The organism is Marinobacter sp. NFXS9, from assembly GCF_040148665.1.
Taxonomy (GTDB): Bacteria; Pseudomonadota; Gammaproteobacteria; order Pseudomonadales; family Oleiphilaceae; genus Marinobacter_A; species Marinobacter_A mangrovi.
This window is the reverse complement of sequence record NZ_JAGDDW010000016.1, coordinates 18,614-44,330: the sequence shown is the minus strand read 5'-3', so window position 1 is coordinate 44,330 and position 25,717 is coordinate 18,614. Positions and strand designations below refer to the sequence as shown.

Below are 25,717 nucleotides of genomic sequence, written 5' to 3'. Positions count from 1 at the left end.
GCCAGATCCACTTAAATTTAACTTAAATTTACAGGTGGGATTCCAGCCCCACGGGCTCAGAACCAGGTTTCCGCCTGGACACCAAAGGTCCACTGGCCGCCGGTGAAATCGTCCTGGCCGAAGGCGTCCGTTTCGGCGTAGTCATTGAGCTCGTCGCTCCAGGTGGAGTAGGTGGCAAACGCGCGGATTTCCGGACGATTCCAGAAGCCCCCGACCTGGGGCTTGAACGTCGGCGCCACCGTCACCTTGGCATAGTGTCCGCGGGCATCGCTGCGACCGGCGTACTGCTGGGGTTTGAGATCCATGGTCTGCCAGGTGGTCTCGTACTGCATTTCGAAGTTGCTGTTGATCTCGTCGGCCAGGCGAACGTTCAATGTCAGCCAGTTGTATTCGTCACCCTCGACGTAGCGATCCTGGCTGGTTTCCGCGAGGATCATGGGCGCGACCCGCCAGTGGTCACTGATATAGGTGGTGCCGTACACCCCGAAGCGGGTGGCGATGGCATCCTCGCTCAGGTTGCCGTCGGAACCGATATTCTTGACCTCGGCCCCCAGTCCCTCACCGGCCATCACGGCCAGCTTGAAGTTGCCCTCGCTCAGCCCGAAAAAGCTGTCACCGTGGTAGGCCAGCATGGTGTGTACCCCGTTGTCCGCCACCCCCGGGCTGCCAGCCACAACGCGCTCGTCGTTGTCCGCCGCGGACATGCCACTGATCATCCACTGGACCGGGCCAAAGTTGTTATTCGCTGTCAGCACCAGGTTATCGGTACTGTCGGTTTCCGGTTCCACGTCCGTGTCGGTCGGAAACTCCGAAAAGCTGCGGCCGTAAAGCGACAGGTTCATTGTCCAGGCATCACTGAACGCAATGTCGTATATCCCGGCACCGGTACCCGCCAGGAAAACAAAGTCGCTGTCGAGCCAGTGGAAATCGAAGTTATCCCGGTCAAATCGCTTGCCGGCCCAGATGGACGCGTTCTCGAAGGCACCGGTAAACGCCGGCAAATCGCTGAACTCCACGTAGACCTGCCGCACGTTCAGTTGGGAGTCCGCTGCGGTCCAGTCATTGGACGACTGGCTGTAGTCCGCCAGCATGACCCGGTAGTGGGACTTGGCGCCGTTCTCAAAGCGCTGGAGGTAATTGAGAGTCGCCTCGACGTAAGTGTTGTCCTCATTGCCCAATCGGCCGACCGCACCGCCCACGGAGCCGGCGGGCGTCAGGTAGGGGTCGCCCGGGGCGCTCTTGCCGTTCTCGCCAATGTCCAGTCCGGAACGGGCATAGCCGTTGAAGGAGAAGCCCTCCTCACCGTCCATGTGCCGGGCGAATTGCTCAAGGCGCTCATCGCGGGCGCTGACTTCGGCGTCCTGGGCCCGCTGTTGCGCTTCGATCAACTGTTGTTCGAGCGTTTCCACCCGCTCTTCGAGGGTGGCCTCTTCGGCCGCGAGGGCGGCAGGTACCGACGTCAGCAGGATAAAACCTGAAGCGAGAGCCTGGATCCGACTCCGCGTCATAGAGAAAGACATGAACACACCTCATTTTGTTGTTGTAAGGCTTAAACGTTTTTGCATTAACTTAATGCTTTAAGATTCTCCACATAAAAAACGGAATCTGGCCGTTACCACCCGATTCCGTCGAATCCGCGAAACTTAAAGCTTTAAGTGGTGTTCAAGATAAATGTCCGGAAGGTCAATCGACAACCGTCGAAACCACTTAATTTCAACTTAATTGCAGTTTGCATGCATAGGTGCCCGGAAAGCCGTCGGTTTTCCCGGCCTCTTCGGCCGCATTCCGACGGCCCCGGAGCCGCAGGGCACTCCCCTCACTAGCGCCTAAAACTGAACCCTATGAGATCGACTTACCCGTCTTCATATGGCGTTCATGCAACTCGTTGGCGCGCTCCTGAAGTCGCTCACGAGCGCTTTCAAGTGCCTTCCAGGCTTCCTGTAACTCGGACAGGTCCTCATTGGCCGGCGTCTGATCCTGAACGCCACTGTCCAGATCCTCATAGGCGGCATACACCCGGTCTGCCACGTCCTGATACCGGGTCCAGGCAGCCTCATATTCCTCGCGCAGGGATTTCCATTCGGACTGCGCAGCCATTGTTCACCTCCACGTTGTCGGTGTTCTGATGTGTCCTTCCACTTTAACCGCTCTGACCCGGATGGCATCAACCCGGTTCCATGAACCGAGGCTGAACGGCACATGACGATCTGCTCACTCGCCTCGCCAGTTGACGCTGTACAGCTCGTGCCGGCGGTCGTACAGGTTCTTTACCGTGCCGCTGTTGCGGGCGGTGAGCAGCACCTGCGGGCGCAGATCGGCGAAGGCCACGGTTTCCACGTTGGGCGTGGTGTCGGCGGCAATGCCGTCCCGGGCGAAGGGGAAATCGCAGGGCGTCAGGATGCAGCTTTGGCCGTATTGCAGCTCCATGTTGGGCACATTGGGCAGGTTGCCGACGTTGCCGGACATCACCACGAACAGCTGGTTTTCCACTGCGCGGGCCTGGCAGCAATAGCGCACCCGCAGGTAACTCTGCCTTTCATCGGTGCAGAAGGGCACGAACAGGATCTGGATGCCCTGATCCACCAGGTGGCGGGTGACTTCGGGGAATTCGGCGTCGTAACAGACCAGCACGCCAATCGGTCCGCAGTCCGTCTCGATGGCGCTGACCCGGCGGCCGCCACTGATGTTCCACCAGTAGGCCTCGTTCGGCGTGGGGTGAATCTTGGGCTGGCTGAAGACCTGGCCGTCACGCAGGAACACGTAGGCCATGTTGCGGATGGCGCCGTCTTCCTCGCGCACCGGTGTCGACCCGCCGATGATGTTGATGTTGTAACGCAGGGCCAGATCCCGCATCAGGTCGTGGTAGGCCCCGGCGTATTCGGTGATCGCCTCGATTGCGGCCGCCGGACTTTCCTTGCGGCGTTCTATCGACAGCAACTGCAACGTGAACAGCTCGGGGAACACCACGAAATCGCCCTTGTAGGTGGACACCACGTCGACAAAGTAGGTGACGATGTCGCTGAACGCCTCGAAGGACGCCACCGGCCGCTGCTGGTATTGCACCGTACCCACCCGCACCGTGTCGGGCATGCGCTTGCCGTAGCGCTTCTGCTTGCCGCGGTCGCCGTTGCGTTCCACTGCCGGGTTGCGCCAGACCAGGTGAATGCCATAGCCCATGGAATCGTGATCCGCATCCAGGTAATGGGGAATGATGCCGTGGATCTCGAACCCGTTGTGGAGCTGGAAGGACAGCACGTCGTCGCGCTGTTTCTTGCTCTTGATCGCCTCGATGTAGGCCTCGACGGATTCGAACTTGCGGATGCGCCGACGCAGCGACGGCAGCCGACCGGCGAACACCACGCCCTGCAGCCCCAGGCTCTGGCACAGGGCCTTGCGTTCGTTATACAGACGCTGGCCAATGCGGTAGCCGCGATAATCCGGGTCGACACACACCTCCATGCCATAGAGCCAGTCGCCCTCCGGATCGTGTCGCGAGGCGTAGCCATTGCCAGTGATGGACGTCCAGTCGTGCGGCGCCAGGGCGACTTCCCCGGCGATGCGGAACGTCGCGCAGTAGCCCACCACCTGGTCCCCCACCACAGCCACGAACTGGCCCTCGGGAAAGTTGTTCATCTGCCCGGTCAGTGGGCCTTCGGTGTAGCCGTACATGCCGGTGTCGGCATACACCCGGCGACTCAGCCGAATGATGCCGGGAATATCCTGCAGGGTGGCCTGACGTACAGACAGGTGTTGGCTGGGATCGCTAAACGGCGGACACATGGGCACCTCCAGAACGCAACGACAGTCGCTTCATCCTTCTCCGTGACCGACCCCGCCGTCAAGAGGGGCACGGAAACGACCGGCACCGGCGCGGCTTACAAAAAGCTACGGTCCCGTGGCACCCAATTTGCGTCGGCCAGGGCAGATCATCAAACGCAGGGCGCGGCCCTGTCCGGCAACGACGCCGTCGTCCCGGGATCCTGTCATTGCAGACAGGATTCCGGGCGGCGGCGTTTTTGCTTCAGACGCCGCCCCAGGACAGGAGACCAGTCGCATGCAAGCGCTTACTTACCCCGTACAACTTTTGATGCGGGCACTTCACACAACCGGATTGGCGTTACTCCTGGCGGCACTTTGGTTATTGGCCCTGGCCGCCGCGCCGGCGTTGAAGCCGGTGTGGGCGGTCTTCGTCGTCGCCATGCCCTTGTACCTGCTGATCGCCAGCCTCTGGCTGATCGGTTGGGAGCTGGGCCGGCTCCGTGACGGCATTGAGCGTGACGAGGGCGACCTCCTCACAAGCACACGCTGGCTCCTGCTGGGCCCGGTAGCCCGGCGGCTGCAGCGCAAGCTGACCGAGCTGGAACGAACCCGACACAGCCTGCAACAGCGCCTGGACGAAATCTCACACGCGTCCGGCGAAGTCGAGGCGGCGGCAGCGCTGGTCAACCGCAACGCCGAGCAGCAGAGCGAATCCGCGGGCGTTGCCGCCGCGGCCGTGGAGGAGCTGACCGCCAGTATCCGTGACGTGGCGGATCGCGCCGGCGAGTCCCGCGACGCCAGTCAGACGGCCGATGCCGAACTGGCCAAAGGCCTGCGCGAGTTGTCCATTCTGGTGCAGCAGGTCACCGAAATGGCGCAACAAACCGCGGCCACCGACCGCCTGATCCAGCAGCTCAGTGAGCATTCCCGAACCATCACGGCCATGACCGGTACCATTCGCGGCATCGCCGAACAGACCAATCTGCTGGCACTCAACGCCGCCATCGAAGCGGCCCGGGCTGGCGAGAGCGGTCGGGGATTCGCCGTCGTCGCCGAAGAGGTCCGGCGGCTGGCCCAGCACAGCCAGGCCTCCGCCGACGAGATTGGGCAGAACAATGCAGCCGTGCAGGAACAGATCGAACAGGCCGCGGAACAGGTGCGACGGCTGGCTGCCCTGGCGGATCGCAGCGCCGGCAGTTCAGAGACGGTCCGCACGTTGCTGGAAGCCGTCCAGGGACGCACCCGGGACCTCGCCGGACAGGTGGATCAGGTTGCCGTCAGCACCGGCGAACAGGGCCAGGCCGTCGCCGAGATAGCCAGCTTGGCGGAGCGGGTCCGGGCCGGTAACAGCGACAATCAGGCGGCAGCCCACCAGGCCCGTCACATCGCCCTTCATCTGGCACACCTTACCGGACAGGAGCCCAGCCATGCCTGATACCCGCTTACTCTTCATAACGGCGGAGGTGGCCGTTCTGGTGCTATTGGTCATCGCACTGATGGCTTTCCATGTCCACCAGCGCCGCCAGCAACGCCGCGAACGGCAGGCAGCTCTCGAGACGCTCACCCAACTGCGACAACTGGTGAGCGGGCTGCAGCGTCATCGTGGACTGAGTAACGGGGTGCTGAACGGAAACCGGACCATGGCACAGGATCTCAGCGCCCTGGCAGCAAAGCTCGACCGGTTGATGGGGTCACCGCCCGAATTACCGGCCGATCTGACCGGCGACTGGCAGACGTTGGTCAATCAATGGCAACGTGTAAAAGACGTGAACGGCCGCGATCCGGGCCACAACCTCACCGATCACCATCGTCTCATCCGTCGTGGCATCAACCTGATTCAGGACACCGCGTGTCACATGGACCTGGCGCAGGGTGACTCGCGCCTCGCGTATCTGCCCTGCATCTGGCAGGAGGTCATCAATGCCGCCGAATGGGCCGGTCAGGCAAGGGCGTTGGGAACCGGCATGGCCGCCGCCGGGGCCAGCGACGCGGCACAACGGGTGAGACTGCGGTTTCTTCATCAGAAGGTCGACACGCTGTCCCGTACCGCTTTTTCCCGACTAGGAATCCCCGGTACCGGCCCCGCTGCGCGACTGGACGCCTGCAAACGGGCGGTTGACCGGTTTCTTGAAAGCCTGGATCACGACCTGCTGGGCTCCGAGGAAATTGCAGTCCACGCGAAGACGGTTTTTGAGCTGGGCACCCAGGCGGTCGATACGCTGTTTGCCCTGGTGGATGCCGCACTGTCTGACCTGGCGGGCCCAACGGCGGTCAATGCGCCGCCGGCCCCGACGCAAAAAAGCGGACGACCTGCCACGGAGAGTGCTCTCCGCGACGCGGTGCCCGCCAAATAGGCTCAGATGGAAAAGCACTGGGGTGCTTTCAGCACCCCGTCGTCAGAACCGGAACAACCAGGGCAGGAGAACCTCACCGTAACCCCAGATCATCACAGTCACGGCCAGCAGACCTTCAAGCACCAGCACCCCGACCGCCAGGGTGGTACTGGAGACAATAAAGCCTTGTTCCGAGCTGATGCCCAGGAAGTAGGGAATCCCCAGGTAGAGCAGATAGGCGCTGATACACAAGCCCACGATACCCGCCAGCAGACACAGCCAGACCATGGGATACACGGCGACCAGACCACTGAGGAACATGGGGGTCGCGATATAACCGGCAAAAATCACGCAGCGGCGCCGGCTCGGCGGTTTTCTGAACCGGTGGGCCATCCAGTAAATCACGTTGCCCACCAGGAACACGGCCGCCAGGATGGCGATATAGAAGGCGATACCGGCGTAGAGCGCGCTTAGCAGATCAAGCTTGATAAAGGCGTGTTCGCCTCCAAAGCCCCACCCCACCTGGGTCGTGCCGATGTAGGCGCAGATAACGGGAACAGCGGCGAGCGTAAAGACATGGTGCGCATACAGATGCGTTACCGTTTCGTGCTCGTCCTCGATGTGGCCCCATTCACTTTTCGGGTGAGTCAGAAGGCCCCAGACGTGTGTCAGCATACAAGCACCCCTCTCAATGGTGATGACGGCTTTCTACACTTAGCTTCTATTACTCAAACATATAGTTGATGATTCTGAAAATAGCACACCGGATATCGAACAGAAATTGCCCGAATCATGACTCCATCACAGGCCGGAAAGCGCATTCAGCGAACGATGGCGTGGCGGGGAAATCGGGAAAAGGAAGGGAAAAACGAGCTGCTACAACACATTACAGCAGCTCGTCAGGATGGCGATTCAGGCCAGGAAAGCCGGCAGGACGCCGTTGATGCCCATCATCAGGCTCAGCACACACACCGTAAGAATGGAGAAGCCGAAGTTACCCTTGGCCCACTTCACATTGTCTTCAGTGCGGAAACCGGCGATTCCCAGCTTCAGCCAGTACAGGCCCATCAGCAGCATCACTACGAAATAGGCGATGCCTGTGTAACCCGCCAGGCTCAGCGACAACGCCGCCAGCATAAAGGCCACGGTGTAACCCACGATGTGGATCTTGGCCGTGCGAATGCTCCGGGCCACCGGCAGGACCGGAATACCGGCCATCTGGTAGTCGCGGAAGCGGAAGATGGCAATCGCGTAGGAATGCGGCATCTGCCACAGGCAGAAGGTGACCAGGATGATCGCCGCACCAACGTCAAACTGACCCTTGACGGCGCAGTAGCCCACCACCGGCGGGACCGCCCCGGACAGGCTGCCAATCAACGTGCCGTATACGGAGTGCCGCTTTGAGTAGAGGCTGTAGGCGCCGACGTAAATCGCAAAGCCGAAGACCGCCAGGCCCGCCGTCAGCAGATTGGTGCTCAGCAGCATGGTGAATCCGGCCAGACCCAGCAGGGTCGCAAAACCCAGGGTCGTGGCCGGCGTGATCGTTCCCTGAACAAGAGGCCGGTTCCGGGTGCGCTCCATCACCGCATCGATATCGCGATCGATCAGGTTGTTGAACGCACAGCCGGAGGCAATCACCAGGGCCAGTCCCACCAGTGTGGCAATGAACAGGCCCGGGCTGAACTCACCCTGGGCGGCCAGGAAGAAGCCGCCCATGACGGAAATCGAATTACCGAAAATGATCCCCGGCTTGGTGAGCGCGATGAACTGCCCAAGCACGTCTTTGAAGGACGTGCCCGGCATTACATCAAGTTGATGTTCAGGTGATACATAATCCACAGGGAGCCACCAATGACGAGGACCAGGATCACGGCGGTGAAGAAGACGAAGGAACCGGAATCTCGGCCTTCCTGGGTCTTCAGGTTCAGGTGCATGAACAGGATCAGCTGAATCAGCACCTGGCATACCGCCAGGATCGCAATTGCAATGACAACGAACGTCTCGTCGAATCCGCCTTTCATCACCATGCCGAACGGAATGATCGTCAGCAGGATGGAAAGGATCAGCCCGATAATGTAGGACTTGGTGCTGCCGTGGCTATGGCTGTCGTGGTCGTGAGAGTGACTCATTTACAGTGCTCCCATCAGGTAGACGAAGGTGAACACGCAGATCCACACGATATCGAGGAAGTGCCAGAACAGACTCAGGCACATGATGCGCGGACGCGTCATGTCGGTCAGGCCCTTGGTGGACAGCTGGATCAGCATGATCGCCATCCACAGCAGACCGAAGCTCACGTGCAGGCCGTGCGTGCCGACCAACGCGAAGAAGGAGGACAGGAACGCGCTGCGATCCGGCCCCAGGCCTTCCACGATCAGGTGATGGAATTCATAGATTTCCATCCCGACGAAGCCTGCACCACAGGCGAAGGTGACCAGCAGCCAGCCAATGACCTGCTTGACCTTGTCCTTGTGCATGGCCAGCACGGCCAGGCCATAGGTGAAACTGGAGAACAGCAGCAGGAAGGTTTCAACCAGAACGAAGTCCAGCTCGAAAATGTCCTTGCCACCCGGGCCACCGGCGGTGCCGTTGTGCAGCACGCCGTAAGTCGCGAACAACGAGCCGAAGATGATCAAGTCACTCATCAGGTACACCCAGAAGGCGTACATCTTCGTGCCGGTCATGTCGTGATGTTCGTGATCGTCGTGGCCGTCATGCGCGGCCACGTGTTGGTTAGTCATCGTATCTGTTGCCATGATTACGCCTGCATCTCCACCTGTTTATGGTGTTCGGTTTCGATCCGCTTCACTTCCTCAGCGGGCACGTAATAGTCGATATCCTCGTTGAAGATCCGACCCATGAAGGCCGCGAACATACCCAGGGCGCCGACGCCGACCAGCCACCAGATGTGCCAGACCAGGGCGAAGCCAAACACGATGCTGAAGGCACCCATCACCGGACCGGCAACGGTGTTGCGCGGCATGTGGATGTCCTTGTACTCGATGGTTTCCGGATCAGCCAGCTGCGCCTTGCCCTGGTTCTTCTGCTTGTCTTCCCAGAAGTTATCGATCGAGTGGATCTCAGGCAGATGCGCGAAGTTGTAGTACGGGGGCGGTGAAGACACGGCCCACTCCAGGGTACGACCACCCCACGGATCGCCGGTGACGTCCTTGTTCTTCTCGCGATCGCGGATACTGACGATCAGCTGGATCGCGGTGCAGGCGATGCCGCACAGGATCAGTACCGCGCCAAACCAGGCGACGATCATCAGCGGCTGCCATTCGTCGTTGGCGTAAGACTGCATCCGACGCACAGCACCGTAGAAGCTCAGGATGTACAGCGGCATGAAGGCCACGTAGAAGCCGACCAGCCAGAACCAGAAGGAACGCTTGCCCCACTTCTCGTCCAGCTTGAAGCCGAACGCTTTCGGGAACCAGAAGGTGTAGCCGGCCATCATGCCGAACACGACGCCGCCGATAATGACGTTATGGAAGTGGGCTATAACGAACAGGCTGTTGTGCAGGACAAAGTCCGCAGCCGGAACGGCCAGCATCACACCAGTCATACCACCGATGGTGAAGGTGATGATGAAGCCCAGGGTCCACAGCACCGGAGACGAGAACTCCAGGCGACCCCGGTACATGGTGAACAGCCAGTTGAAGATCTTCACACCCGTCGGTATCGCGATGATCATCGTCATGATGCCGAAGAAGGCGTTGACGTTGGCCCCCGCACCCATGGTGAAGAAGTGGTGCAGCCAGACAATGAAGGACAGGACACCAATCGCCAGGGTCGCCCAGACCATGGTGTTGTAGCCGAACAGACGCTTCTTGGCGAAGGTCGAAATGACTTCAGAGAACACGCCGAATGCCGGCAGGATCAGGATGTACACCTCAGGATGGCCCCAGGCCCAGATGAGGTTCACGTACATCATCATGTTGCCGCCCATATCGTTCGTGAAGAAATGGAAGTCGAAGTAACGATCCAGGGTCAACAGGGCGATGGTCGCGGTCAGAATCGGGAAGGCCGCGATGATCAGGACGTTGGTCACCAGGCAGGTCCAGGTGAAGATCGGCATGCGGAACAGGGTCATGCCCTTGGTGCGCATCTTCATGATGGTCACGAAGAAGTTGATACCGGTCAGGGTTGTCCCGATACCGGAGATCTGCAGCGCCCATATCCAGTAATCCACCCCGACGCCGGGACTGTACTTGGCCTCTGAAAGGGGCGCGTAAGCCAGCCAACCGGTCTTGGCGAATTCACCGACGAAAAGGGACACGTTCACCAGCACAACGCCGGCCGCGAACAGCCAGAAGCTCAGGTTGTTCATGAACGGGAAGGCAACGTCGCGCGCACCGATCTGTAGCGGAACCACCAGGTTCATCAGACCGATCACCATCGGCATGGCGACAAAGAAGATCATGATCACGCCGTGGGCGGAGAAGATCTGGTCGTAGTGCTCCGGGGGCAGGTAGCCCTCGGCTCCGCCAGCGGCCATCGCCTGCTGGGTCCGCATCATGATGGCGTCCGCGAAACCACGGACCAGCATGACCAGGGCCACCAGGAAGTACATGATGCCCAGTTTCTTGTGATCGATGGACGTGATCCACTCACTCCACAGATAGGTCCACTTCTTATTGACCGTAATCCAGCCAACAAGAGCCGCGCCCACGATGGCAATCACGGCCACCGTCGACATGATGATCGGCTCGTGATAGGGAATCGAATCGAGACTTAATTTTCCGAACATATGCTTACTCCGCTGCCTCTGAGCTCATGCGCTCGCCATGCTCTTGTTCACCGGTTTCACCATGCTCATCGCTGATGCCCTTGCGGAAGCTGTTGAGAATGTTGTTGTAAAGATTCGGTGAAACCTTCGAGAAGTATTGAACCGGCACGTCTTCGCTCGGCTTGGCCAGTTCCTGGTAACCGTCGTCAAAGGACAGGGTCTTGGACGACTCGTCCTTGACCTTCTGTACCCATGCCTTGAAGTCTTCCTCGGACAGGGAATGCGTCGGGAACGTCATCCCGGCGAAACCGGCGCCACTGTAGTTGGAAGACTTGCCCTGCCATTCCCCTGTTTCGTTGGCAATCAGGTGCAACTGACTGTCCATACCGGCCATGGCATAAATCTGCGTACCCAGTTCCGGCACCCAGAAGGAGTTCATCACCGAACCGGAGCTGATGTGGAAACGGATTGGCGTGTTGGTCGGAATCGCCAGCTCGTTAACGGTGGCAATCTTTTGTTCCGGATAGATGAACAGCCACTTCCAGTCGAGAGAGACCGCCTGGATTTCCATCGTCTCCTTGCCGTCTTCGGAGGCGATTGGCTTCATCGGGTTGAGGCTGTGAGAGGTGATCCAGGTGAGAATCGCGAGGACAACGATGATCACGCAGGGAACCAGCCAGACCACCACTTCGATCGCAGTGGAATGCGCCCAGTTCGGCTTGTAGGTCGCCTCTTTATTGCTTTCGCGATAGCGGTAAGCGAAGAGCAGCGTCATCACGATTACGGGGATAACGACAATCAGCATCAAAGCGAAAGCCGTGATTATCAGGACCTTCTGTTCCTCACCGACCTGCCCCTTTGGATCCATCAGCGCCGAGCTACAACCCGACAACAGCAATGGCAAAGCGGCTAGTAGTACAGCGCCCAAGACGCGTAAATAGCTCTTCTCTCTCATTTTTCAACCTCATTAGAGCAAGGGCAGGCCAGGGCCTGGCGGGCAAGCTCATATGTAGCTATCAATGGATTACGGAAGTTTCAGGAATCTATAGCGGACAGTGCGGCCAGTCAGGCCCGACTGCGTGCAGGTGAAGCCTGACTCCATGCAGAAATCGGCGCCAATAGTGGAGTAGCTCACAGTCGGATTCCACCAGCAACTTGACCTACATCATGCAGAGACAATTGACGGCGGCGATTCTCCCAGTTAGTGAGGGGAATCAACAACATCGCCTGACGCGACACATCCGCTGAAATCGCGGAATAGTCAGACAGACTGTCCGTCATATGACAGATCACCCTTAACGGATTGTCATGTCCGCCTTATGTCTCCAACCAGAACCGCTGCATTGACGCCGACATCAACGTTGCGACACTGATCACTCCCTCAGCGGGGCGAGAGTCTATCACACCGTTCATGTGGCTCCAGACGCCGCTCAACCCTTGACCTTTTAGTGGCTCAAGGGTTTTAACGTCTGCCCTGTCGAAGACAACAAGTTGCTGAACGCAGCCACCACGGGCCTGAGAAAGCCGTGGCCCCCATTAAGGCGCGACACATCACCGGCCGGACAACCCATCCTGAAGGGATGACAAGCCCGCGACACTTTGTCGCGCCCGAATAGTCTGCAACACTGGAAACCCTGTCCCATAGGCACTTCCAGTCGCTAAGGAGGTTGTTTTGAGCGGATTCGAAATGATTGCCTGGTTCTTCATTGCCCTGGGAATACTGACAGCCGCCGCCATCGCGCTCGATGTCAGACGCCGCCCACAGCATATGGCCATCATGAACATCACCTGGCCCGTGACCGGCCTCTACTTTCCGGTCGTTGGCTGGTGGCTCTACAAACGGATCGGCCTGAAAGGCCATGGCGAAAAGCCATTGTGGCAGGGCGTTTTCGTGTCCACCACCCATTGCGGGGGCGGCTGTACCCTGGGGGATACGGTAGCAGCGCCACTCATGACGCTGCTGGGTGTCACTGTCCTGGGTTCGGCCCTTTTAGGCCACTTCGTGGGCGAGTTCGTGGGCGCCTACCTGTTCGGTATCCTGTTCCAGTTCCTGCCCATCATGAGCATGGGGCACGGCAACTGGCGTAGCGCGCTGAAGGATGCGATTAAAGCCGACACCCTGTCGCTGATCGCTTTCGAGATCGGCATGTTCGGCTGGATGGCCATCGCTGCGGTCCTGTGGCTGGGCATGGAGCCCCGCCCCGACACCCCGCAGTTCTGGTTCATGATGCAGATCGGCATGGTGCTCGGCTTCGCCACCGCCTATCCGGCCAACTGGTGGTTGGTCCAGCGGGGCGTAAAGCACGCCATGTAGCCCCGCCCCTTCAGGAGCGCCTGTCGTCGGACTCTTTTTCCTCATCCGGCGACAGGTAATACTCGCTTTCTTCAAAGGGCTTGGCTTCGGGATTCTCAACGTCGTTCTTGCGCCGGCCGCGATAGAGCCACACACCCACCACGATCGCCACAACCACTACGATAATCCATTTCATTCGCCAAGCCTCCGCATACCGTTGCTCATACCTCGGTATAACGCCAGATTGTCAGCGCCGTCAACCTTCCCGGTGATACGCCCAAACTGGCACTGCCTGCGCAGCTTGACGTGGATACCAATCCTTCAACCAGCTCAGCGCGCCAGGGCGAACCTCTTACATTTCCAATATTTATCGTTACATGAAATTCAGTTAATGTTTCAGCTGACCCGGCCCGCAGGGGCCACCAATTCCAGGGATGCCACAACAAGGACGCCCATGAAACGAATCCTGATTGCCGCTGTCGTCGTGATTGCCGGCGGACTGTTCTTCGCCCAGTATCAGATGACCAGCGCCGTGCGGGAACAGCTGGACAAAACCGTCCAGATGGCCAGCTTCTACGGCCAGCTGAGTTACGACGACGTCTCCATCACGCCCACGGGTGATCTTGAGATCAGCGGGATCCGGTTTGCCCCCCATACCGTCGATGACTCGATCCGAGTGGATAAGCTGGTTCTGGAAACCGACAATCCCTGGGTGCTGTACACCTTGTCCGACGAGCTGAAAAACGGCCATGTCCCCGACCACCTGGCGCTGAACGTCGTCGGCCTGCGAATTAACCCGCATGGACCGCTGATGCAGTCGGCCACCGAACGCCAGGGCGGGGAAGGCATGATGACGAAACTGGCACTGGCGGGTTGCAACGTTGATGACCGGAATGGACCGGCCTCCGGCAGCTCTGATGACATCATCGACATAAGCCTGGGGTACCAGCAGGCGCAGGGTGGCAGCCAGCTCGACCTCCTGTCCCGGGTTACGATCCACGGCGAGAACACCCTCACCACCCGACTGACACTGGATCCCGGTGGCGCCCTGAACGCCTTCAATGGTCTGCAGAGTGCCCGATCCGTGGAACTCAAAAGCGCCGAATTACACATCCAGGATCAGGGCCTGGTCCTGCAGGAACTCGAAGATTGTGCCCGCGAAACAGGCATGAGCGTGGAGGCGTTCCGGAAGCATCACCTCGAGGCCAGGAGGGCCGTCTGGTCAACGTATGGGCTGGCGCCCGACGACACACTGACCCACGCCTACAAGCAGTACATTGAGCATCCGGGCAGCACCCTGGACCTGGCCATAGAGCCGTTTCCGCCGATCAGCACGAAAGATCGTTACCTGAGCACCGACCCCGACTACCTGAGCGGACGCCTCAATCCACAGGTGGGCGTGGATGGCGCCTCTCTGAAACCGTTCACGATCACACGGACCGAAACCACAGCCAACGCCACCAACCCGGCAAGCGAACCTTCCGCCGACCCGTCTGAGTCGGAGCCTGCGCCAGCAGCGTCCACCACAACCCGGGAAACGCCATCCACCCAGTCCACCATCGCTGTCAGCGACCTGGATCGGCACATGAACCAGGGCCTTCGTATTGTTATGAACAGCGGGAAAGTACTGGAGGGTCGCCTGCAGGCCGTGGAAAGCCAGCGCCTGCAGCTTCAACGCCGCATGTTCGGCGGCAACATGGTGGTGCCGGTCAACTACCGCGACATACAAAGCATTCAGCGCCAGTAACGCATACCACCGGACTGCCAAAGGGGCCGGCGGCCCCAGGAACCGTTAATGATCGGGCGTGAGCCCGATCATTACTTCTCTGAACGGCCTTATGAAAACGCCGGCAAACGGCCGACTCAGGCAGGTTTGCCCGGAGCCATTTTCTCCAGCATCGCCGCCATCATCGCGTGAATCTTGTTTACTGCCTTCAGCGGCCGGACCATCACCTTGAAGTCCACGATTCGCCCCTCGCCGTCGCAGCGGATCATATCGACGCCGTTGACCTGGATGCCTTCCAGTTCGGTGGTGAATTCCAGAACGGCGTTGTTGCCGTCCAGCACTTCGCGGGTGTAGTGGAAATGCTCGTTGTTGAGCGTGTGCAGGGCGGCGGTGAGGTAGAGCTTAGTGATCGCCTTGCCTTCCTGAGGCGTGTGCACCACCGGCGAGTGAAACATCACCTCATCCGCCAGAAGATCGTCCAGTGCCTGTGGGTTGCGGGCTTCGACCAGGTCGTGCCAACGTTTGATGGTTGTTGTGATCATGTCTGTGGTTTCCATTTCCAATGCCGTTGCCCGATCCCGTGCAACCGGCTTTCCAGTCGAGGCCTGTTTCGGCCAACCCGATAAAGATACGAGTACAAACCGAAAGTTACAAAGCTCATCTTGTAGCCCCACCTGTGTTTTTCCAATACTGACGCCACTATCCGGATCCATCGGGATCGCTCCGACTGCGTTCCCGGGCAGCTTCAAAGGAATCACACAGTGGCCTCTCCCATCGACAAGTACCTCAATGTCCTGGCAAAACACGACGGCTCCGACCTTTACCTGAGCACGGGCGCGCCGCCCAGCGCCAAATTCCAGGGCACACTCAAGCCACTGTCGCAGCAGACGCTGACGGCCGGGCAGGTCGAGGCCATCGCCATGGAGTTGATGGACGCCGAGCAGAAGCAGATCTTCGCCAACGAGCTGGAGATGAACCTGGCGGTATCGATCGCCGGGGTAGGCCGCTTCCGGGTGAACATATTCAAGCAGCGCAATGAAGTCGCCATCGTCGCACGGAACATCAACACCGAGATCCCCAAATTCGAGGATCTTGGCCTGCCGCCGGTCCTCAAGAAGCTGGTGATGGAGAAGCGTGGGCTGATCCTGTTCGTCGGCGGTACCGGCTCGGGCAAGTCCACCTCGCTGGCGTCGCTGATTGACCTGCGCAATTCCTCCGTGGGCGGCCACATCATCACCATCGAGGATCCTGTGGAGTATGTGCACAAGCACAAGAAATCCATCGTCAACCAGCGTGAAGTCGGGGTCGACACGCGCAGTTTCCGCAATGCCCTGAAGAACACCCTGCGCCAGGCGCCGGACGTGATCCTGATCGGCGAGATCCGCGACCGCGAAACCATGGAGCACGCCCTGGAGTTCGCCGAAACCGGCCACCTGGCCATCTCCACCCTGCACGCCAACAATGCCAACCAGGCGCTGGAGCGGATCATCAACCTGTTCCCGGACGAGAAGCGCCCGGCATTGCTGATGTCCCTGGCGCAGAACATCCGCGGCTTCGTCTCCCAGCGCCTGATCCCGACCGTCGACGGCAAGCGCTGCGCGGCCGTGGAAGTGCTGCTGGGTACCAAGACGATCCAGGAACTGATCCTCAAGAACCGTCTGACCGAGATCAAGGAAATCATGGAGAAATCCGAGAACCTCGGCATGCAGACCTTCGATGCCGCGCTGTTCAAGCTGCACCAGAGCGGGCGGATCAGCCTGGACGACGCCATCGCCAACGCCGATTCCCCCAACAACCTGCGGCTGCGGATCAAGCTGGAAAGCGGCGAGGCCGCGGGCTCAGCGACCAAAGCCCCCGCGGCGCCGACGGCCGAGGAGAAGCCCGCCAGCACCTCCAGCTTCATGGATCTGACGCTGGAAGATATAGAAGACGACGAAGATGATCCGGACGCCAGCAATCCTGGCACCCTGCATCCCTGAGTCCATCCCATCGGTGGGTCCACCGGCCCGCCGCCTCACCGTCATACCTGTCCACTCATTATCGACCTATGGGTAGCTCCACGTAGTTGACAGTATCAACCAGCAGGAATATGGTTGACAGTATCAACAATAAGGAGAGACCGATGTCACTCACCTCACTCGGCGAGCCGTTGCACCGGCTGACCCACGCCTACCGCTCCTTCATGCGGTCGGCCGTCGTCGATGCCGGCATTGGCCTGCCGATCACTCACTTGCGTGTGCTCAAGGCGGTCTGGAAGCAGGAGCGGTGTACCGCCCACTTCATCGCCCAGCGCATGCGCCGGGACAAGGCCCAGATCACCCGGGTCCTCAATGAACTGCTGGGTGAGGGTCTGATCGTCAAAGTGGAAAATCCCGAGGACCGTCGCAGCCAGTTGCTGCGGCTGACGCCCGACGGCGAATCCATGATCGACCGGATGCAGGCGGTGGAAACGATCGCCATGGACCGAATGACGCGTCATCTCAAACCGGACGACGTCGACACCTTCATCACCCTGGCAAACGTCATGGCCGACAACCTGCAGAACGCAGGAGGCGAGGCCGGGGTGACCACCACTGGAGAATCGAATCATGCCAAGACCGGCACCCCGTGAACTGGACGTTATCCGCTCCCGATATGTGACGCCACATATGCTGCGCGTCACCCTGGGCGGCGACAATCTGGCCGGCTTTCCCGAAGAACAGGACAGTGCTTACATCAAACTCCTGTTCCCCCAACCCGGCGATGGGCAACCGCTTATGCGCACCTACACCATCCGCGAACAGCGGCCCCGGGAACTGGACGTGGATTTCATGATTCACGACACCGAAGGGCCGGCCTCCGTATGGGCCCAGCAGGCCCAACCCGGCGACCGCATCCTGGTCGGCGGTCCCGGCGCCCGCAAACTGATCAACCCGGAGGCCGACTGGTTCCTGCTGGCCGGCGACATGACCGCCCTGCCGGCGATCAGCGTCAACTTGGAGACGATGCCTGCAGACGCCCGCGGCTATGCCGTGATCGAAGTGCTCGACGAGGCCGACATCCAGCCACTGACGCACCCCGAGAACCTGGAACTGCACTGGGTGATCAATCCGGAGCCGGATCCGCGGGGCGAGGTGATTGTCGATCGCATCCGGCAGCTGGAATGGCTGGACGGTGAACCGTCGGTGTGGGCCGCCTGCGAGTTCAGCGGCATGCGCAACCTGCGCCGCTATTTCAAGCAGGAGAAAGACGTGGGGCGCCGCAACCTGTACGTGTCCAGCTACTGGAAAATCGGCATCAGCGAGGACCAGCACAAAGTGGCCAAGCGCCAGGACGCCGAGACCGAAGACGCCTGACGGTCAGGCGTCCTGCTTGAGGTGGGGCGCCAGAATCGCGTGCAATTCCGGCCGATTCTGCGCGATCTCCGCCTGGGAAAGACCTTCCAGCGAATGGGGGTATTTCAGCCAGGCATCGGTTTCGTGGATGAAATAATGCGGCGCCCAGCCCACCTCGTTACGATCGGGCTTGTAGTAGGGCACGGCAACGCGGATGTCGTGCGGCGTATTCAGGCGCGCCCGCTGGCGCAACTCGCCGATGATCGCCTCGACGGAACGACCGGTATCGAAGACGTCGTCGACGATCAGCAGGGAATCTTCCTGGGTGACATGCTTGACCAGGTAGTTGAGACCATGCACCCGGACCGTCTTACTCTGCTGATCAATGCCGTGGTAGGACGAGGTTCGGATGGCGATGTGGTCCGTCTCGACACCGTGGTAATCCAGAAACTCCTGCACCGCGATACCAATCGGCGCACCACCGCGCCAGACGGCAATCATGAAGGTGGGACGGAAACCGGAGTTGAGGATCTGGGCCCCCAGCCGGAAGGCGTCCTCCAGAAGGCTCTGCGCACTGATGTACTGTTTGTCTGCCATGGCACCACAACTGCTTGGATAATGGCGCCATAATCCCATTAAACCGCCGTTCGCGGCAAACCGTCAGTCGACAAGGACGTTGCTCCGACCGGGGGCTGGTGTCCGTTGGTGCCGACGATTAACCTATACGTCCCGGATGCGATACCATCCGGTCCTGATCCAATCCGCCATCATCGAGCCACCATGACCCAAACCACTTCGAAGCCCGCCCGTTCCCGTCGTTTCCTGCAGGAAGCCGACCTGATCGAAGACGCCTTCCGGTTGGGGGTCCAGGTGTTTGAAAGCGGATTCCGGCCCAACTTCATCGTCGGTCTGTGGCGGGGCGGCAGCGCCATCGGCATCTACGTACAGGAATGCCTGCAAACCCTGGGCGTGGCCACCGACCACATTGCCCTGCGCACCTCCTATCGCGGTATGCATGATTACGACGCCATGGTGGCCTCACCGCAGGAAAACATCCGCGTGCACGGTACCCACTATTTGCTGGACAACCTGAACCACGACGACCGCCTGCTGATCGTCGACGACGTGTTCAGCACCGGCTACAGCATCGCCGCCGTGCTGGAGCGACTCAACAGCCAGCTCAAGCGCAACATGCCGCAGGACACCCGGATCGCCACGCTCTACCAGCGCCCGGGCGCGAACCGGACCGGGCTCAAACCGGACTTCTGCCAGCACACCTCGGAAGACTGGCTGGTGTTTCCCTACGAAATGAACGGCCTGAGCCGTGACGAGATCGACGCCCAGAAGCCCTTCCTGGGAGCCATTCTGGACAGTGTGAAGACTGGCGAGTAGCGATCCGGTTCAACACCAAACACAGTAGAGCGGAATCACAAACCATGGGCCTCTTGCCATATAGTCCACATGTAAACTATATTCGATTCACATGTGAACTGGATGGCCCGCCATGGATCAGCGACTCTTCTACCTGCTCAACAGCGCCCGCCAGCGCGTCTACAACTACGCCGACCAACAGACCGAAAAGGGTCTCGATATCTCGGTGACCCAACTCGGCGCCCTGCTGCTGATTGCCGGCAACGAAGGCTGCCTGCTGAAAGACGTGGCCCGTGGCCTCCACCTGAACAACTCCGCGCTGACCGGGCTGGCCAACCGGATGATCCAGCGGGAACTGATCGAACGCCGCCCCTGCGAAAAAGACGGCCGGGCCGGACGGCTCTACCTGACCGACCGCGGCCGTCAGAAGATCGAAGCCGCCAGGCCACTGATCCGCCAATTCAACGACACCATGAGCGCCGGCTTCACCGACGAGGAGATGCAGGTGGTCTACCGCTTCCTGAATCACCTGGTGGACGATTTCTGAGGCGAAGGGAGACATCACCATGAGCATTCACACGCCCTTCGGTACCGAGCGCCAGGACCTGGCTCTCGACACACCCGCCGGCTACCGAATCCAACTACGCCTGTTCGAGAACCCGGACCCGCACGCCGTGGTCATCGTCGCCGGCGCGATGGGCGTCGGCCAACACTGCTACGAGAAGTTCGCCCGCTTCCTGCAGGCCGAGGGCTTCAGCGCCTTCACCTTTGACTACGCCGGTACCGGTGCCTCCCTGGAGGGTGCCATGCGCGACTGCCCGGTGCGGATCACCGACTGGGGTGAGCAGGATTGCCGCAGCGTGATCGAGCTTGCCCGCAACCGCCATCCCGGCCTGCCATGCCACTGGATCGGCCACAGCGTCGGCGGCCAGCTGCTGGGCATGACGCCAAATGTGAACGATCTGGATCAGGCCATTACGGTTGCCTGCGGCAGCGGCTACTGGCGGGAGAACTCTCCGCCCACCAGGCGCATCGCGTGGCTGCTCTGGTATTTGGTCGCTCCGGTGAGCGTAGCGACCGTGGGCTATTTCCCCGGCAACCGCCTGAAGATGGTCGGCGACCTGCCGCCCAACGTGATCCGCCAGTGGCGCCGCTGGTGCCTGGACCGGGAGTACGCCGTCGGCGCCGAAGGGCCGGCCATGCGCGAACGTTTTGGACAGGTGACGATTCCAATGACTGCGGTGGCCTTCACCGACGATGAAATGATGTCCCGGCGCAATACCGAATCGCTCCACGGTTTTTACCGTAACGCCGACGTCACCATCCGGCGGATCGAGCCGGCCGATATCGGCGAACGTCAGATCGGGCATCTCGGCTGGTTCCGCGAGCGCTATCGGGAGTCCCTCTGGCAGGGCGTGCTGCTGCCTCTCCTCACGAAAGGTCAATCGGCAGGGCCCGAATAAAATCCAACCTGTGCTACTGTTTCCGCGACACAATGACGCAGGAATACCGTGAAAACAGCAGCAACGACGCGCCTGAAAGTGGGTAGAATGGCCGCCATGGAGTGGCTTACACAATCCCAGACCGGTTTTCGCCAGGCGTCCCGCTACCTGTTGACCATGCGTGTGGCTATCGTCGCCATGCAGCTGGTCACGCTGGCGGTCACCCAGGCGGTGGCCCCCAGTTTCTACAGTACCGAGGCGCTGCTGCTGTGCCTCGTTTACGGCGTGTTCACCACCCTGATCTGGCTCTGGTTCCGGCAGCGTCCACCGCGTCACGCGCTCACGGTCACCGCCACTCTCGTTTTCGATCTGGTCCTGATCGGCACCTGGCTGCTGAAGACCGGCGGCTACACCAACCCGTTAACCCCTGCGCTACTGCTGCCCATCGCCTTCGGCATCCTGCTGGTCCCGTTGCGCCACAGCATCGTACTGACAGGACTGACGATTACCGCCTATGCGGTGGAAATTCTCTGGCGCTCGCCGGTCCTGCCCAACGAAACCAACTCACACCTGCCGGACCTTTACCTGCTCGGTATGTGGGTGGCCTTCTCGTTGACCGCCGGTATCCTCATGCTGGTGGTCGGTTCGCTGGCCCGGCAGATCCGCGAACAGCAGGCGCAGCTGTCGGAAACCCGGGAGAGCCGCCTGCGGGACGAACAGATCATCGCGCTGGGTCTTTCCTCAGCCACGGTCGCTCATCGGCTGGGCACACCGCTGAACACCATGACGTTGCTGGTGGATGAAATGCGAGCCGAAGCCCCGCAGTTGGGGGATGACCTGAACATGCTGGAGGAACAATTGCAGCTGTGTTCGGGCCACCTCAAGCAGCTGTCCACAGCTGCCATGCAGGTCCGGACAGCGCAGCTGGAAACCCTGACGGTGCGGGACTGGCTGGCGCGTCTGAGAGAGTCTGCCACACTGCTCTGGCCGGCCAGCCGCATTGGCTGGGAACAGCCGTATCCCGAGGCGCGGGTCGCCGTGGACGCCACGCTGGATCAGGCCGTGCTCAACCTGGTCGCCAACGCCCTGACCGCCAGCCCGGAATGGGTCTCCATTGGCGCCCAGGTGACCGGGCCGGATGGGGTCGAGATTGTCGTTCGCGATCATGGCAAAGGGTTGGACATCAGCGAGCAGGGCAGCCCGGGCGATCACGTCGTCAAGTCGGAGCGCGGCCTTGGCGTGGGCCTGTTCCTGTCCAATGCCACAATCCAGCGCCTGGGCGGGGCCCTCAAAGCCTTTACTACCGATGAGGGCACCACGATGATTATTGAGCTGCCACAAGCCGGGAAAGTCAGGAGAGGAGAGTGAGATGAGCAAACCGCGTGACTGGCTTCTTGTCGACGACGATGTCGCTTTCCTGCAGGTTTTGCAACGCTCTCTGACCCGGCAGGGCATCCGCACCACCACCGCCAACACTGGCGAGCAGGCGCTGGACGCGCTGGCGGAGACCGACTTCGAGCGCTGCGTGCTGGATCTGAACCTCGCCGGCGAGAGCGGCCTGCAGTTACTGCCCGAACTGCTCGTACGGCAGCCGGACCTGGAAGTGCTGGTGCTCACCGGCTACGGCAGTATCGCCACCGCCGTAGAAGCCATGCGGCGTGGCGCCATCAACTACCTGTGCAAGCCCATCACCGCCAGTCAGCTGATGGGCGGCTTTGAACCCGTGGCGGATGAGCCCAACCTGCGCATGGCGCCGCCGTCGGTGGAAGAAATGGAATGGGAACACATCCAGCGGGTCCTGAACGAACACGACGGCAACGTCTCCGCCACCGCCCGCGCGCTCAACATGCACCGGCGGACCCTGCAACGGAAACTGCAGAAGCATTCGCGCTGGCGGGACTGATCATCACCCGATGCACTAGACGTTTTCGCCGCCACCATTGATGAACGAGAACAGCTCCACGTCCGACCGTCGCTGCCAGCCCAGACGATGCCAGAAGGCTTCTCCCAGCGCGTTGGTCCGCAGGATCATGACGTGTGACTTGATAATCCCCGCCTGCTGCAGCGCCTCAAGGCAATTGGCCACCAAACGGGAGGCAATGCCCTGGCGACGATAGTCCTCCGCAACCGCCAGATGCTGGATATACCCCCGCTTGCCATCATGGCCCGCCATGATCGTGCCCACGATGCGCCCGTCATCCAACGCCACCCAGCTCAGTCCGGGATTACGGTCCAGATAGCGGGCGATGCCTTCCCGCGAGTCGGCATCGCGAAGCCGCACGCCGGCGGTGTCCTGCCAGAGCTGAATCGCGGCATTGTAATCTTCTATCGCCATGGGGCGGTATTGCATCGAATATTCTCCAAATCATCCTTTCCCGTATCGATTCCGGCGCGATCCGAGCCATGGCAGATACGTTGGTAAAATCTCAATGATAAATCGATACCAGGTTACCAAGCCGGCAATTAGCAGTATCAGAAATAAAGTGGCATCGGCCAGGTTATTAGCAGTAACCGATAGCGGGTCGGATGCCGAAATGCGCAAAAGCGAGAACATCGATTGCGGCGTACTACAAACAGCTGCGACGTAACCTGGATCACCGTGGTGGAAATAGAAAGGCAGATAACATGCAGTGCCACGGCCTGGATCCGGCACCACCGAACCTGGAGAGGCCCACTGTGCCATCAGACCGATAACCAGCAATACGATGTAGAACATCAAGACGAGCCGAAACCACTGCTTGATTTTTTTCAAGGCGAATCCCTCGCTCGTCTATCGAGTCGGCCACCCGACTATTCTGTAAGTTCCGTTGGCAGATTGAGCTCCTGATCGACACCGCCAAACAGCAAACGCGATGAGGCGCCGCAGGATTCCCAGCAGGTCGACACAGAGGATTAACCCGGCTTCCTTTACGGTTACTGGCTGGCGTTGAGGTATTTACTGGCTCGGAACCCCTGAAACAGGGTGAATAGGCTCACCCCAAGCAAGAGTATCGACGGTGTCGGCGCCGAGGCGGTTATCAGCCCATAAAAGCCCATCAATCCGAACACAATAGCGCCGATCACATACGCTCCAGGCGAATACCCGAAATCATAGTCCAACGGGTATTTCGCCAGTTGGGCGCCAAGCTCAATGGGACGTGCCAGTTCTTCGGCTTTGCCGCGCGCGAACCGATTCACTTTGTGCCGGGAGAATGACCAGTAGACAATATCTTCGCTGGGCAAAGCCAGTACCCGGAAAGCATTGCATCCGGCGGCATTCACCTTGGTAATCCGCAGCCCTGTGACGCCATCGAGGCTTTCAAGCACCGTCGTTCCATCGACAAATCTTTTCCGTTTCATCCACAACCTGTCTTCGTCTATTTCCGTTGGGATTGCAGTTTACCGATTACTGGCCTCGGACCGCACCAGCACCCAAAAGGCCAGGGCGGCCATGGCCAGCTCCAGCATCAGGTAAGTGACCATGGTCTGGCTGGCCACGCCGTCGATGACCAGTCCAACGCCTCGCCCACCGGCCATACCCAGCATCAGGATGACCACACCCAGGACACCGAGCCGCAGCGTTTCTCTTTTCAGGGTCAGGACAAACAGCACAATCCCGACTCCCAGAGACATGCCACCATAGGTCGCTCGCATGTCAGTCAGGCCGGTCGCCGTAACAGGAATCTCACCGGTAACCATGCCAGCGAGCGCTTCCGGAAAGAGTATGAATCCAACCCCATAGAGCGCAAAAATGGCGGCATTCAGTCGAACGAACGCAGCTTCAAGACTCATCGGATGTCACCTGATCAATCAATACAGCCTCTTCACTGGTGCATGGCATGGTTAACACCTTTTCCATGCCCACAGTGGCCTCCTCGTATTTCTTTATTTCGAAGCCCAGCTTCCTGTAAAACGTCGTAGCCGGGCTGGAATGAAATGTCCGCAGCCGGAGCTTGAACAGATTTCTATCCCGTGACATTTGCTCGACTTGCCGCATGACCCAGGATCCAATGCCTTTTCCCTGATGGGCCGCCACGATGTGAAGATCTCTGATGTACGTACACGTATCGTCCATTACCAGCGACACGTAGCCGGCTTGTGAACCCTCAGACTCTAAAATCAGAGGGATGGCCTGCGCCCAGTTTTCGCGAAATCGATCCGGATCCCAGTTCATTCCATACTCCCGGAAATAGGGATCCATATTTTGGACAACCAGACTTTCGGCAAAGGGGATATCCATCTCAGTTGCTGAAACAAGCTTCACAGCGTTTCCTTGCTGGGCGATTTGTGCCGAACGAATGCCGCCTTATTCCTCACAAAACCGCTTCAACTGCTGCAACACGTGCGCCCAGGCGAAGTTGTTGAATCCCAGGAACTCACTGCGCTCGTCGTAGTCGGTCTGGAAAAAATTCAGCGTGCACAGGCGGGTGGAGTCGAAACCGGGATAGGCGCGCAGCACCCGGGTGGCGGGGGTTTCGGCTTCGGTGATTTCAAAAATGAAGTGCGTGCCCGTCCAGGCGGACGCCGGGCTGCTCGGCGGGTGGCGGCTGATGCACTCCCATTCCACCCATTGATCCCGCACATCCACGACCACACGCATCTGGACGACGCCGTGCTCGGGCCCGGGATCGTGCTCCAGTATCACCCCGTTTGGCGTATGCTGCACCGTCTGCCGATCCCACCATTCGCCGATCAGTTCCGGGTCGGTGAGGGCTTTGTATATAAGTCGCGGCGGCGCTTCTATGGCGAGCTGGTGATGAACCTTCATGAC

The 25,717-nt window shown here is 59.9% G+C and carries 30 protein-coding genes; 12 read left to right on the top strand and 18 right to left on the bottom strand.

Going from position 1 to position 25,717, the window contains the following annotated elements; genetic code table 11:
* Positions 1 to 56: 56 nt before the first annotated feature.
* The 3 genes from J3364_RS19405 to J3364_RS19395 all read right to left on the bottom strand — a co-directional run bounded on the left by J3364_RS19405 (position 57) and on the right by J3364_RS19395 (position 3,780).
* Entirely contained in the window at positions 57 to 1,520 is a 1,464-nt protein-coding gene (locus J3364_RS19405) for a carbohydrate porin (protein WP_349559816.1), read from the bottom strand.
* Positions 1,521 to 1,839: 319 nt separating this feature from the next.
* Entirely contained in the window at positions 1,840 to 2,097 is a 258-nt protein-coding gene (locus J3364_RS19400; protein ID WP_349559815.1) for a hypothetical protein, read from the bottom strand.
* A gap of 114 nt (positions 2,098 to 2,211) precedes the next feature.
* The gene (locus J3364_RS19395; RefSeq protein WP_349559814.1) at positions 2,212 to 3,780 is read right to left on the bottom strand and encodes a GNAT family N-acetyltransferase; all 1,569 of its coding nucleotides are present in this window, start codon (positions 3,778 to 3,780) and stop codon (positions 2,212 to 2,214) included.
* 274 nt (positions 3,781 to 4,054) lie between these two features.
* Here J3364_RS19395 and J3364_RS19390 point away from each other — a divergent pair, with 274 nt between their 5' ends.
* Entirely contained in the window at positions 4,055 to 5,194 is a 1,140-nt protein-coding gene (locus J3364_RS19390; protein ID WP_349559813.1) for a methyl-accepting chemotaxis protein, read from the top strand.
* Positions 5,187 to 6,113, top strand: coding sequence for a nitrate- and nitrite sensing domain-containing protein (locus J3364_RS19385; RefSeq protein WP_349559812.1), 927 nt, complete (start codon positions 5,187 to 5,189; stop codon positions 6,111 to 6,113). Before J3364_RS19390 ends, J3364_RS19385 begins: the two co-directional genes overlap by 8 nt.
* A gap of 42 nt (positions 6,114 to 6,155) precedes the next feature.
* Here the strand turns inward: J3364_RS19385 and J3364_RS19380 are convergent, their stop codons facing one another.
* The 6 genes from J3364_RS19380 to cyoA form a co-directional block, all read right to left on the bottom strand.
* Positions 6,156 to 6,767 carry a Yip1 family protein gene (locus J3364_RS19380; protein WP_349559811.1) on the bottom strand — a complete coding sequence of 204 codons (612 nt, stop codon included), beginning with the start codon at positions 6,765 to 6,767 and terminating at the stop codon, positions 6,156 to 6,158.
* 237 nt (positions 6,768 to 7,004) lie between these two features.
* Positions 7,005 to 7,895: a heme o synthase gene (gene cyoE / locus J3364_RS19375; protein ID WP_349559810.1), complete on the bottom strand. Its 891-nt coding sequence runs from the start codon at positions 7,893 to 7,895 to the stop codon at positions 7,005 to 7,007.
* A complete protein-coding gene (gene cyoD / locus J3364_RS19370; RefSeq protein WP_349559809.1) occupies positions 7,895 to 8,221 on the bottom strand; it encodes a cytochrome o ubiquinol oxidase subunit IV in 327 nt (108 codons plus the stop codon). The genes cyoE and cyoD overlap by 1 nt, the downstream gene beginning before the upstream one ends.
* The gene (locus J3364_RS19365; RefSeq protein ID WP_123633700.1) at positions 8,222 to 8,848 is read right to left on the bottom strand and encodes a cytochrome o ubiquinol oxidase subunit III; all 627 of its coding nucleotides are present in this window, start codon (positions 8,846 to 8,848) and stop codon (positions 8,222 to 8,224) included. It abuts the gene before it with no gap.
* 2 nt (positions 8,849 to 8,850) lie between these two features.
* Entirely contained in the window at positions 8,851 to 10,842 is a 1,992-nt protein-coding gene (gene cyoB, locus J3364_RS19360) for a cytochrome o ubiquinol oxidase subunit I (RefSeq protein ID WP_349559808.1), read from the bottom strand.
* A 4-nt stretch (positions 10,843 to 10,846) separates the two neighbouring features.
* Positions 10,847 to 11,776, bottom strand: a complete 930-nt coding sequence (gene cyoA / locus J3364_RS19355) for a ubiquinol oxidase subunit II (protein WP_349559807.1) — start codon at positions 11,774 to 11,776, stop codon at positions 10,847 to 10,849.
* Between the two features lie 717 nt (positions 11,777 to 12,493).
* Here cyoA and J3364_RS19350 point away from each other — a divergent pair.
* Positions 12,494 to 13,135: a DUF4396 domain-containing protein gene (locus J3364_RS19350; protein WP_349559806.1), complete on the top strand. Its 642-nt coding sequence runs from the start codon at positions 12,494 to 12,496 to the stop codon at positions 13,133 to 13,135.
* A gap of 10 nt (positions 13,136 to 13,145) precedes the next feature.
* On the opposite strand, the gene J3364_RS19345 is transcribed toward J3364_RS19350, so the two are convergent.
* Entirely contained in the window at positions 13,146 to 13,310 is a 165-nt protein-coding gene (locus J3364_RS19345; protein WP_349559805.1) for a hypothetical protein, read from the bottom strand.
* Between the two features lie 258 nt (positions 13,311 to 13,568).
* Here J3364_RS19345 and J3364_RS19340 point away from each other — a divergent pair, with 258 nt between their 5' ends.
* Positions 13,569 to 14,861, top strand: a complete 1,293-nt coding sequence (locus J3364_RS19340; RefSeq protein WP_349559804.1) for an aq_1923 C-terminal domain — start codon at positions 13,569 to 13,571, stop codon at positions 14,859 to 14,861.
* Between the two features lie 116 nt (positions 14,862 to 14,977).
* On the opposite strand, the gene J3364_RS19335 is transcribed toward J3364_RS19340, so the two are convergent.
* The gene (locus J3364_RS19335) at positions 14,978 to 15,382 is read right to left on the bottom strand and encodes a nuclear transport factor 2 family protein (protein WP_349559803.1); all 405 of its coding nucleotides are present in this window, start codon (positions 15,380 to 15,382) and stop codon (positions 14,978 to 14,980) included.
* Positions 15,383 to 15,601: 219 nt separating this feature from the next.
* On the opposite strand from J3364_RS19335, the gene J3364_RS19330 reads away from it, so the two are divergent.
* The 3 genes from J3364_RS19330 (at position 15,602) to J3364_RS19320 (ending at position 18,175) form a co-directional block, all read left to right on the top strand.
* A complete protein-coding gene (locus J3364_RS19330; protein WP_349559802.1) occupies positions 15,602 to 16,819 on the top strand; it encodes a PilT/PilU family type 4a pilus ATPase in 1,218 nt (405 codons plus the stop codon).
* A gap of 143 nt (positions 16,820 to 16,962) precedes the next feature.
* Positions 16,963 to 17,451, top strand: coding sequence for a MarR family winged helix-turn-helix transcriptional regulator (locus tag J3364_RS19325; RefSeq protein WP_349559801.1), 489 nt, complete (start codon positions 16,963 to 16,965; stop codon positions 17,449 to 17,451).
* Complete coding sequence (locus tag J3364_RS19320) at positions 17,429 to 18,175, top strand: siderophore-interacting protein (RefSeq protein ID WP_349559800.1); 747 nt, start codon at positions 17,429 to 17,431, stop codon at positions 18,173 to 18,175. The genes J3364_RS19325 and J3364_RS19320 overlap by 23 nt, the downstream gene beginning before the upstream one ends.
* A gap of 3 nt (positions 18,176 to 18,178) precedes the next feature.
* Here the strand turns inward: J3364_RS19320 and J3364_RS19315 are convergent, their stop codons facing one another.
* Positions 18,179 to 18,751, bottom strand: coding sequence for a phosphoribosyltransferase (locus J3364_RS19315; RefSeq protein WP_349559799.1), 573 nt, complete (start codon positions 18,749 to 18,751; stop codon positions 18,179 to 18,181).
* Positions 18,752 to 18,934: 183 nt separating this feature from the next.
* On the opposite strand from J3364_RS19315, the gene J3364_RS19310 reads away from it, so the two are divergent.
* The 5 genes from J3364_RS19310 (at position 18,935) to J3364_RS19290 (ending at position 22,870) form a co-directional block, all read left to right on the top strand.
* A complete protein-coding gene (locus J3364_RS19310) occupies positions 18,935 to 19,546 on the top strand; it encodes a phosphoribosyltransferase (protein ID WP_349559798.1) in 612 nt (203 codons plus the stop codon).
* A gap of 112 nt (positions 19,547 to 19,658) precedes the next feature.
* Complete coding sequence (locus J3364_RS19305) at positions 19,659 to 20,072, top strand: MarR family winged helix-turn-helix transcriptional regulator (RefSeq protein ID WP_349559797.1); 414 nt, start codon at positions 19,659 to 19,661, stop codon at positions 20,070 to 20,072.
* A gap of 19 nt (positions 20,073 to 20,091) precedes the next feature.
* Positions 20,092 to 20,988, top strand: coding sequence for an alpha/beta hydrolase family protein (locus J3364_RS19300; protein ID WP_349559796.1), 897 nt, complete (start codon positions 20,092 to 20,094; stop codon positions 20,986 to 20,988).
* 48 nt (positions 20,989 to 21,036) lie between these two features.
* Positions 21,037 to 22,335, top strand: coding sequence for a sensor histidine kinase (locus tag J3364_RS19295; protein WP_349559795.1), 1,299 nt, complete (start codon positions 21,037 to 21,039; stop codon positions 22,333 to 22,335).
* A gap of 1 nt (position 22,336) precedes the next feature.
* The gene (locus J3364_RS19290) at positions 22,337 to 22,870 is read left to right on the top strand and encodes a response regulator transcription factor (RefSeq protein WP_203142042.1); all 534 of its coding nucleotides are present in this window, start codon (positions 22,337 to 22,339) and stop codon (positions 22,868 to 22,870) included.
* A 15-nt stretch (positions 22,871 to 22,885) separates the two neighbouring features.
* Here J3364_RS19290 and J3364_RS19285 read toward each other — a convergent pair whose 3' ends face one another.
* From J3364_RS19285 to J3364_RS19260, 6 genes are all read right to left on the bottom strand, one after another.
* On the bottom strand, positions 22,886 to 23,317 hold the full coding sequence (locus J3364_RS19285) for a GNAT family N-acetyltransferase (RefSeq protein ID WP_349559794.1): 432 nt from the start codon (positions 23,315 to 23,317) through the stop codon (positions 22,886 to 22,888).
* Between the two features lie 15 nt (positions 23,318 to 23,332).
* Positions 23,333 to 23,719, bottom strand: coding sequence for a hypothetical protein (locus J3364_RS19280; RefSeq protein WP_349559793.1), 387 nt, complete (start codon positions 23,717 to 23,719; stop codon positions 23,333 to 23,335).
* A 161-nt stretch (positions 23,720 to 23,880) separates the two neighbouring features.
* Positions 23,881 to 24,306 (bottom strand): hypothetical protein, encoded by a 426-nt coding sequence (locus J3364_RS19275; RefSeq protein WP_349559792.1) that lies wholly within the window; start codon positions 24,304 to 24,306, stop codon positions 23,881 to 23,883.
* 39 nt (positions 24,307 to 24,345) lie between these two features.
* Entirely contained in the window at positions 24,346 to 24,738 is a 393-nt protein-coding gene (locus tag J3364_RS19270; protein WP_349559791.1) for a DUF4345 family protein, read from the bottom strand.
* Entirely contained in the window at positions 24,728 to 25,210 is a 483-nt protein-coding gene (locus J3364_RS19265) for a GNAT family N-acetyltransferase (RefSeq protein WP_349559790.1), read from the bottom strand. Before J3364_RS19265 ends, J3364_RS19270 begins: the two co-directional genes overlap by 11 nt.
* Positions 25,211 to 25,252: 42 nt before the next feature.
* Positions 25,253 to 25,714 (bottom strand): SRPBCC family protein, encoded by a 462-nt coding sequence (locus J3364_RS19260; RefSeq protein ID WP_349559788.1) that lies wholly within the window; start codon positions 25,712 to 25,714, stop codon positions 25,253 to 25,255.
* Between the last annotated feature and the right edge of the window lie 3 nt (positions 25,715 to 25,717).

What these genes read in the sequence shown, in the direction of transcription:
- J3364_RS19405 (WP_349559816.1), bottom strand. Translation starts at nt 1,520, where the DNA reads ATGTCTTTCTCTATGACGCGGAGTCGGATCCAGGCTCTCGCTTCAGGT.
- J3364_RS19400 (WP_349559815.1), bottom strand. Translation starts at nt 2,097, where the DNA reads ATGGCTGCGCAGTCCGAATGGAAATCCCTGCGCGAGGAATATGAGGCT.
- J3364_RS19395 (WP_349559814.1), bottom strand. Translation starts at nt 3,780, where the DNA reads ATGTGTCCGCCGTTTAGCGATCCCAGCCAACACCTGTCTGTACGTCAG.
- J3364_RS19390 (WP_349559813.1), top strand. Translation starts at nt 4,055, where the DNA reads ATGCAAGCGCTTACTTACCCCGTACAACTTTTGATGCGGGCACTTCAC.
- J3364_RS19385 (WP_349559812.1), top strand. Translation starts at nt 5,187, where the DNA reads ATGCCTGATACCCGCTTACTCTTCATAACGGCGGAGGTGGCCGTTCTG.
- J3364_RS19380 (WP_349559811.1), bottom strand. Translation starts at nt 6,767, where the DNA reads ATGCTGACACACGTCTGGGGCCTTCTGACTCACCCGAAAAGTGAATGG.
- cyoE (WP_349559810.1), bottom strand. Translation starts at nt 7,895, where the DNA reads ATGCCGGGCACGTCCTTCAAAGACGTGCTTGGGCAGTTCATCGCGCTC.
- cyoD (WP_349559809.1), bottom strand. Translation starts at nt 8,221, where the DNA reads ATGAGTCACTCTCACGACCACGACAGCCATAGCCACGGCAGCACCAAG.
- J3364_RS19365 (WP_123633700.1), bottom strand. Translation starts at nt 8,848, where the DNA reads ATGGCAACAGATACGATGACTAACCAACACGTGGCCGCGCATGACGGC.
- cyoB (WP_349559808.1), bottom strand. Translation starts at nt 10,842, where the DNA reads ATGTTCGGAAAATTAAGTCTCGATTCGATTCCCTATCACGAGCCGATC.
- cyoA (WP_349559807.1), bottom strand. Translation starts at nt 11,776, where the DNA reads ATGAGAGAGAAGAGCTATTTACGCGTCTTGGGCGCTGTACTACTAGCC.
- J3364_RS19345 (WP_349559805.1), bottom strand. Translation starts at nt 13,310, where the DNA reads ATGAAATGGATTATCGTAGTGGTTGTGGCGATCGTGGTGGGTGTGTGG.
- J3364_RS19340 (WP_349559804.1), top strand. Translation starts at nt 13,569, where the DNA reads ATGAAACGAATCCTGATTGCCGCTGTCGTCGTGATTGCCGGCGGACTG.
- J3364_RS19335 (WP_349559803.1), bottom strand. Translation starts at nt 15,382, where the DNA reads ATGATCACAACAACCATCAAACGTTGGCACGACCTGGTCGAAGCCCGC.
- J3364_RS19325 (WP_349559801.1), top strand. Translation starts at nt 16,963, where the DNA reads ATGTCACTCACCTCACTCGGCGAGCCGTTGCACCGGCTGACCCACGCC.
- J3364_RS19320 (WP_349559800.1), top strand. Translation starts at nt 17,429, where the DNA reads ATGCCAAGACCGGCACCCCGTGAACTGGACGTTATCCGCTCCCGATAT.
- J3364_RS19315 (WP_349559799.1), bottom strand. Translation starts at nt 18,751, where the DNA reads ATGGCAGACAAACAGTACATCAGTGCGCAGAGCCTTCTGGAGGACGCC.
- J3364_RS19310 (WP_349559798.1), top strand. Translation starts at nt 18,935, where the DNA reads ATGACCCAAACCACTTCGAAGCCCGCCCGTTCCCGTCGTTTCCTGCAG.
- J3364_RS19305 (WP_349559797.1), top strand. Translation starts at nt 19,659, where the DNA reads ATGGATCAGCGACTCTTCTACCTGCTCAACAGCGCCCGCCAGCGCGTC.
- J3364_RS19300 (WP_349559796.1), top strand. Translation starts at nt 20,092, where the DNA reads ATGAGCATTCACACGCCCTTCGGTACCGAGCGCCAGGACCTGGCTCTC.
- J3364_RS19290 (WP_203142042.1), top strand. Translation starts at nt 22,337, where the DNA reads ATGAGCAAACCGCGTGACTGGCTTCTTGTCGACGACGATGTCGCTTTC.
- J3364_RS19285 (WP_349559794.1), bottom strand. Translation starts at nt 23,317, where the DNA reads ATGCAATACCGCCCCATGGCGATAGAAGATTACAATGCCGCGATTCAG.
- J3364_RS19275 (WP_349559792.1), bottom strand. Translation starts at nt 24,306, where the DNA reads ATGAAACGGAAAAGATTTGTCGATGGAACGACGGTGCTTGAAAGCCTC.
- J3364_RS19270 (WP_349559791.1), bottom strand. Translation starts at nt 24,738, where the DNA reads ATGAGTCTTGAAGCTGCGTTCGTTCGACTGAATGCCGCCATTTTTGCG.
- J3364_RS19260 (WP_349559788.1), bottom strand. Translation starts at nt 25,714, where the DNA reads ATGAAGGTTCATCACCAGCTCGCCATAGAAGCGCCGCCGCGACTTATA.